The organism is Candidatus Aquicultor secundus (assembly GCF_002791875.1).
In the GTDB taxonomy this organism is placed as follows: Bacteria; Actinomycetota; Aquicultoria; order Aquicultorales; family Aquicultoraceae; genus Aquicultor_A; species Aquicultor_A secundus.
On sequence record NZ_PFNG01000084.1, the window covers coordinates 8,249 to 15,127 of the forward strand.

The 6,879-nt window shown below is 51.9% G+C and carries 6 protein-coding genes; all 6 read right to left on the reverse strand.

Annotation, left to right across the window (positions count from 1 at the left end):
* Nucleotides 1-103: 103 nt before the first annotated feature.
* The 6 genes from COY37_RS03330 to COY37_RS03355 are packed head-to-tail and all read right to left on the reverse strand — an operon-like array spanning nt 104 to nt 6,165.
* A complete protein-coding gene (locus COY37_RS03330; protein ID WP_286679319.1) occupies nt 104-1,234 on the reverse strand; it encodes an ABC transporter permease in 1,131 nt (376 codons plus the stop codon).
* A complete protein-coding gene (locus tag COY37_RS03335) occupies nt 1,231-2,361 on the reverse strand; it encodes an ABC transporter permease (RefSeq protein ID WP_286679318.1) in 1,131 nt (376 codons plus the stop codon). The genes COY37_RS03330 and COY37_RS03335 overlap by 4 nt, the downstream gene beginning before the upstream one ends.
* 5 nt (nt 2,362-2,366) lie before the next feature.
* Complete coding sequence (locus COY37_RS03340; RefSeq protein ID WP_286679317.1) at nt 2,367-3,323, reverse strand: ABC transporter ATP-binding protein; 957 nt, start codon at nt 3,321-3,323, stop codon at nt 2,367-2,369.
* A 30-nt stretch (nt 3,324-3,353) separates the two neighbouring features.
* On the reverse strand, nt 3,354-4,118 hold the full coding sequence (locus tag COY37_RS03345; RefSeq protein ID WP_286679316.1) for an efflux RND transporter periplasmic adaptor subunit: 765 nt from the start codon (nt 4,116-4,118) through the stop codon (nt 3,354-3,356).
* A gap of 60 nt (nt 4,119-4,178) precedes the next feature.
* Nucleotides 4,179-5,525, reverse strand: a complete 1,347-nt coding sequence (locus COY37_RS03350) for an HlyD family secretion protein (protein ID WP_286679315.1) — start codon at nt 5,523-5,525, stop codon at nt 4,179-4,181.
* Nucleotides 5,515-6,165, reverse strand: a complete 651-nt coding sequence (locus COY37_RS03355; RefSeq protein ID WP_286679314.1) for a TetR/AcrR family transcriptional regulator — start codon at nt 6,163-6,165, stop codon at nt 5,515-5,517. The genes COY37_RS03350 and COY37_RS03355 overlap by 11 nt, the downstream gene beginning before the upstream one ends.
* Nucleotides 6,166-6,879 lie beyond the last annotated feature (714 nt).

The following is a 6,879-nucleotide window of genomic DNA, read 5'->3' on the forward strand; positions in this document are numbered from 1 at the left end:
GCTCCTTCAGAATGACAACTAATCGCCGTTCACCATTTGCTAATTGCTCCTTCAGAATGACAACTAATCGCTATTCGCTGCTCGCTCCTCGCTATTCGCTGTTTTAATCAGCAAACCGCTTCTGGAATCGCAATACGCTCACGCCAAAAATCAAAACCCCAAGCAGTGAAAGCACCAGCACCTGGTCCCATAACGCTTCCATCCCCACGCCCTTGAGGAATATGCCGCGCACGATAACCAGGAAATACCTCAGCGGTATAACGTATGTTAAAAGCTGGATCGCCTTCGGCATGTTCTCGATTGGAAAGATAAAGCCGGAAAGCATCATCGCCGGCATCATAAAAAACCAGGCGGTCATCTGCGCCTGATGTTGGGTGCGCGAAATCGTTGACACAAACAGCCCTTGCCCCACCGTCGTAAACAAAAACGCCAGACATAACGCCAGCAGCAGGAATATATTTCCCCTAAACGGCACCTTAAACCAGAGCATGCCGACGGCCATAATCAAACCGACCTCGATAAAGGCAATAGTGACAAACGGGAGCACCTTGCCCATAATAAGCTCCCAGCGCTTTACCGGGGTGACGATAAGCTGTTCGAGCGTTCCCCGTTCTCTTTCTTTGACGATTGCAACCGAAGTAATAATGGTGGTAATGATGGTTAGAATAAGCCCGATCAAGCCCGGTACCATATAGTTTACGCTCTTTAAGTCCGGGTTATACCAAACCCTAACCCTCGGCTCAACGGTTGCTATTCGAGCGGTTATCGCCTTCATCGCACTGAGTTTGCGTTGCATAATCTCCTGCGACCTGGCGGCGATTATCCGCGATGCATATTGCTGCGCTTGGACGCCGGTATTGGCGTCCGAGCCATCAATGACAAGCATGATCTCGGCCGTGCGGCCGGCCTTTATCGTACGCTGATAGCCCTGCGGGATGATAACGCCAAGCGTCGCCTTGTCGGCCCGTATAAGGCCCGGCATTGACGATTCGCTCTCCACGCGCTTCTCGATCCTAAAATAACCGGCGTTGGTAAATTTCTCGGCGATTACCTTGCTCTCGGCTGTGCGGTCGTGATCCACGAGAACGATCCCGATATCCTTTACTTCCGTCTGCACGACATATCCAAAAAGAATGAGTTGAAGTAACGGCGCCACAAAGACCAGCGGCAGCATCCTTTTATCCCGCAACAACTGGATGATCTCTTTTTTGGCAAGCATCAGGACGCGCTTCATGCGAACGACCTCCTCAGGCGCAGCGAGGCGACCGTGATCATCAGGAGGGCGAAAACCCCCAGCGCAACCAGATTAGGCCACAGCACGCTAATACCGACACCTTTTAAGAAAATCCCGCGAATAACCACCAAGAAATATCTGGCCGGAACAAGATATGTGATAAACTGCAGTACGACGGGCATGCTTTTTATGGGAAAGACAAACCCCGAGAGTAAAAACGCGGGTAGGAATGTGACCATAAACGACGTAAAACTTGCCACCTGTTGCGAATCGGTCGCCGCCGAAATCACCAGGCCCATCCCAAGCGTACCGGCTACATAAATGATCAGGCTTCCCAACAGCAGCAGGAAACTGCCGTTCATCGGCACATTAAACCACAGCATCCCGACCCCCGTAATAAGCGCCGCCTCAAAAAACGCGATGACCACGTACGGGATTATCTTGCCAATGATAAGCTGAGAACTCCTGATCGGGGACATGATGAGGTTCTCGAGCGTCCCTTTCTCCTTCTCACGCACGACCGCAACTGAAATACTGATTGTCGTAACCGTCATCATGATAAGCGCCATCAGCCCGGGGACGATATAGTTTACGCTTCTCAGTTCGGGGTTGTACCACACCCTCGCCTTGATATCGATCGGCGGCACGCCCTGCCTGATGACGATGCCTTTTTTATAGAGCGACTCGGCAGTCGCGTTCTGCGAAAACCTGTTGATTATTACCGATGAGTAGCCAACGCCGACTCTCGCAAAGTTGGGGTCGGACCCGTCGACCAGCACCTGCACCCTGGCGTTCCCATCGGAGCGAACCTTATCCTCAAAGCCCTTTGGGATGATAATCGCTACTTTGATTTGTCCCGAATCCAGTCGCTTGGTAAAATCCGCCGTGTTAGGTCTTGCATTTATATCGAAGTACCCCGAGCTCGAAAAGTTTTCGATTAACTTCCTGCTCATAACCGACCTGTCGCTGTCATAGACGGCGGTTGAAATATGGTTGATATCCAGGCTTAACGCATATCCGAACATCAAGAGCTGGAAGAGTGGTAAAAACAGCGTAATCCCCAGCGTCCGCGGGTCCCGCAGGATATGGATTATTTCTTTTTTCATAATCGCTTCTATCAGTTCCATCGCGGTTACCCCCGGCTCTTCTTACCGCTCTTATTGCTCTTATTGCTCTTCTTAATCATTTCAATAAATGCGCTCTCCATCGTCGGCGCCTTCGGAATAACGGATACCAGCTCGACCTTGCCCGCGAGGTCATGCTTTAGCCTCTCGGCCGCATCCTCGGCGTTCGACACGGTAAGCTGCAAACGCTCACCGTAAATCTCAACATCAAGCACATAGTGCAAGTCTTTGACCAGCCTCTGGGTTTCGCGTTGCGGTCTCGCGATAAGCTCTACCACCTCGCCGCTAAAAGATGCCTTGATCGATTTCGGAGTATCGCACACGTCGATCCTCCCGCTATCCATGAAGGCAACTGTCGAGCAGCGCTCGGCCTCGTCCATATAAGGCGTTGAAACAAAGAGCGTGATGCCGCGGCTTCGAAGCTCGGAGAGAATGGCCCAGAACTCGCGGCGGCTCACCGGGTCGACGCCGGTTGTCGGCTCGTCCAGGAACAGGATGGTCGGCTCGTAAATAAGGGTGCATGCGAGCGCCAGCTTTTGCTTCATGCCTCCGGATAAAAAATCGGCCCGCCGGCTGGTAAACTCTTCGAGCCGTGCAAAATGCAGAAGCTCCTTCATTCTGGTGCGCCGCTCGGATTCGGACAGGCTGTAGACATCGGCGAAAAACCGTAGGTTTTCCTCGACCGTCAAGTCCCCGTACAGGTTGAATTTCTGGGACATATAGCCGATTTTGCCGCGTACCGCCCGCGCATCGCGGAGGATATCCTTACCCATCAGCAAGACCTTCCCAGACGTCGGCTTCAGGATGGTCGCCAGAACCCGTATCGTGGTCGTCTTCCCGGCCCCATCCGGCCCCACCAGGCCGAATATCTCGCCTTCCTCAACCCGAATACTCACACCATCAACCGCCCGAACACTCGGAAACTCCACTATTAAATTATCCGTTTCGATAATATAGTTACTCATAGTTTAAAATCTTAGCCCGCGTTCTCGACCCTAGTCGAGCACTGCATCTGCAGGCATTCCCGGCTTCAACTGTTCCTTTGGATTGTCGACTTTGATCGTCACGCCGAATACCAGGTTGCTCCTTTGCTCCTTGGTCTGAACGTTCTGCGGTGTAAACTCGGCCTCGGACGCGATCTCGGAAACCTTGCCCGTAAACTCATCGTTCGGATACGCATCCACACTTACCGAAGCCTTTTGGCCGACTTTTACCTTACCCAGCTCTTTCTCGTCCACATAGATGGTCAAATCAAGCTCGGATATCTTGCCGATTGTTGCAAGCGTGGCGCCAGGGCTTGCCATCTCGCCCACCAAGAACGGCAGGCTGAGCACGACCCCATCAGCGGGGGATTTTACGACCGCATACGATTGCTGGGTCTTGGCGATGCTAAGACTTGCTTCCGCCTGATCGAGTTGCGCCTGGGCTATCTTTCTCTTGTTCGACGTGTCGGCATCGTCCACCCCGGCCTTTGCCGCATCGACTCCCGCCTTTGCGACCGCAACCTGATCTTTCAATACCCTATCATCCAACACAACCAGGACCTGTCCCTTCTTTGCATTGCTTCCCTCGCTCACCTTAACGTCGGTTACCTCAGCGGCAACCTGCGAGCCGATGTTTAGCTCGGCAGCTTCAATCGTGCCCGACCCTTCGATTCTACCGTTCGCGGATTTGCCGCCGTTTGTATACGAATTCCACCCGACATAACCCACGCCGAGCACTACAAGCGCAACAACAACCACGGCCACCTTTTTATTCATAGTCCACCCTCCAAAGATACAGGTTAAGATACTAATAACAGTCCTTAATAGATGAAGCTATTAATGCACGCTTACGTCCGCGGGCATACCTGCCTTTAAAACGCCATTCTTATTAACGACCTCGACGATCACCTTGACCACCCTCACAAGCTCCAACCTATCCGTCGTCATATTCGAGGGTGCAAACGTCGCCTTACCACCCACCCCGATTACCTTGCCTTCAAACACCTGCCCCGGGGCGGCATCGACTTCCACATCAACGGAATCGCCGTTTTTAACCGTACCGACTTCATCCAGCGGGACATAGATAGCAAGCCTCAAGGTACGAGTGCGCACAATCGACATAACCGTCTGTCCCGGATACACCACCGAACCCTCAGATATCCTGATGGCGGTGATGTTGCCGGATGTTGATGCACGTACCGTAGTCGCATCCAGCGCTTGTCTCGCAATCCTCACTCCCACCTCGGCCTGGTCTCTTCTTCGTTTGAGCAATTCTATCTTCCTCGAGAGCTTGGAAACACCCTCGGATATTTTCGTCCTTGCCTCGGCGATTTTCGCCTGCGCCTGGTCCATTTTCGCCAAGCCCTGGTTGAACCGTTGCTTACCTTGCGCGAGCCCCGCCGTAGCAGCGCCAATCCCTTTGGCAAGCTTTGCTTTTGCGGTAGACATCTGCCCTATGGTAGCCGTGAGCTGCGCCTTTTTCTGCAGAACGCCTTCCAGCATCCCCTTCGCCTGAGCGACCTTCTGCGGCTTAGCGGGGTCGCTATCGGGTAGCGCCTGTGCGGCAGCAAGCGATTGCTGTGCGGCGTCTTCCGCCTGAGTTACCGACGAGAGCCCTTCCCGTGCTTTTGCAAGACCCGCCGTCACAGATGCGAGCTTACTCTTTAACCCGGCCACCTTTGTTTGGCCTTCCGTATATTTTGCCGCAAAGGTCTGTTTGGCCTCGGCGCGTTTTGATTTCAGCGTAGCCTCGGCCCGGTTCAAATCGGCCCTCTTGCTTGAAATATCGCTTCGCGAGGCGCCAAGACTATCGAGTGTCGCCTCGATGGTATCGTACTGGGCTTGGGCTTTTTTCAGGTTTTGCTTTGCCAGCGTATCGTCAACCGTAAACAACACATCGCCCCGCTTAACAAAATCCCCCGGCTCGACCTTTACGTCTTTCACTACACCCACAGGCTTCTGGGATGTTCTCACCGACAGAGGTTGTGCCTGCTTGCCTTGCTCCATGCCGATCAACGCAAGTTCGGCCGGGACGCTCACGGCGTTCTTTTCATCCTCCAGCGCACCCGATGTCGTAATCGATACCTTAACCGCATTGCGTCCCTGCCCGGCCTCCGCAAAGAAGACCAGCGAAAGCGCTATAAGCAATGACGCAACACCAACGGCGATAGCCTTAGTCTTCATGCCTGCTCCTCAGCCCGTTTAAAGCGATGTCCATCGTGTTGTCCGCGATTTCTTTAGCGTTGAGCTTTCCGGTAAATAACTTGGCCTGCAATAATTGCCCGACCACCAGACTCAAAATACCGAGCGCCGCCTTACCGGGGTCAACCTGCCTGAATTCCCCGGATTTAATCCCCTCTTCGATTATCGACTCAAGCAGATGCAGGTATTCTTCACGAAAACCGGCCATAACATCCCTGGTAGCCGAATCCGTCGATGCCAGACTATGTGCAAAAAAAGGGATTATCGGCCCAACGATTTTTACTGTTTTCATATGATTGCGAATAATAAGGTCGATTTTCTTTGAAGCGGTCTCCGCCTTATCCATGCCTTTTTCTATCTTCGAGAACAGGCGGGCTTTTCCGAACTTGAGAATGGAGACCAAGATGTCTTCTTTTTTCTCGATGTAATAATAGATGGTTCCCTTTGCGATACCGGCATCATCGGCGATATCCTGAATCGACGCCTTATCGAAACCCTTCTCATCAAACACCTTAGCGGCGCTCGCCATTATCTTCAGACGCGTACGCTCGCTTTTCGTCATGGGACGCGAGTCCTCTTCAAAAAGCTCTATGAAGTTCTCGTTGTCATCTTTATCAGGCATATGCCCTTCCTTGCCGACCTTGCGGTTTACTCCTCTTGCGGTTTACTCCGATATCAATGGCCTCAGCGAACCATCCAGTTGCATATCAGGTTTGGTTATACGCTAGTTATTTCGACCAGCTGGTCAATTTAATTATATCCTTTTCGACCAATTGGTCAATTATTTTTGACTGCAGGGTCAAAAATAGCATTAGAGCATGCGCATAACCGTAGCTGAGTAAATAAGCATGCCTTCCCTTACTTACCCTTTATTCCCAAGATCGGGGATTTATAGTTTACGGATGGCCGGATGGATATGGTCGACGCGGGCGGATATTTGGATGTGTAACTTAAGGGACGTTGTTTATATACGCAAAATACTTTGGTGTAAGAGCCACTTTGTATAACTGTATGATGTTTGTAGCATTTTGAAGATGCGAACAACGCCAGACTCCCCTTTGTCTCCGGATAAAGCCAACGTTCGATAGGGACGCACTATGGCTGACGCTTTTAATTCTTTTAATGTTTAATCCCACTTCAGGGCTGTGTGGTATTGCAGGATAGGTGATATGTGTAATCAATAGTACTGCTAGTCAATGTAGGTGTGATTTAAAGGTAAAGGAAACGAGGGGTCTGCAGGTGGGTGCCCTTGTCGTAGCCGAAATTGAGCGACGTGGGCCGGAGCTTATCGCTTATGTGGTGGTTGAAAAATCCGTGGCCCTTTAGGGCCGGATAG

Excerpts from the sequence above, each read along its gene's own strand:
- COY37_RS03345 (WP_286679316.1), bottom strand. The coding sequence starts at position 4,118 with ATGAATAAAAAGGTGGCCGTGGTTGTTGTTGCGCTTGTAGTGCTCGGC.
- COY37_RS03340 (WP_286679317.1), bottom strand. The coding sequence starts at position 3,323 with ATGAGTAACTATATTATCGAAACGGATAATTTAATAGTGGAGTTTCCG.
- COY37_RS03335 (WP_286679318.1), bottom strand. The coding sequence starts at position 2,361 with ATGGAACTGATAGAAGCGATTATGAAAAAAGAAATAATCCATATCCTG.
- COY37_RS03355 (WP_286679314.1), bottom strand. The coding sequence starts at position 6,165 with ATGCCTGATAAAGATGACAACGAGAACTTCATAGAGCTTTTTGAAGAG.
- COY37_RS03350 (WP_286679315.1), bottom strand. The coding sequence starts at position 5,525 with ATGAAGACTAAGGCTATCGCCGTTGGTGTTGCGTCATTGCTTATAGCG.
- COY37_RS03330 (WP_286679319.1), bottom strand. The coding sequence starts at position 1,234 with ATGAAGCGCGTCCTGATGCTTGCCAAAAAAGAGATCATCCAGTTGTTG.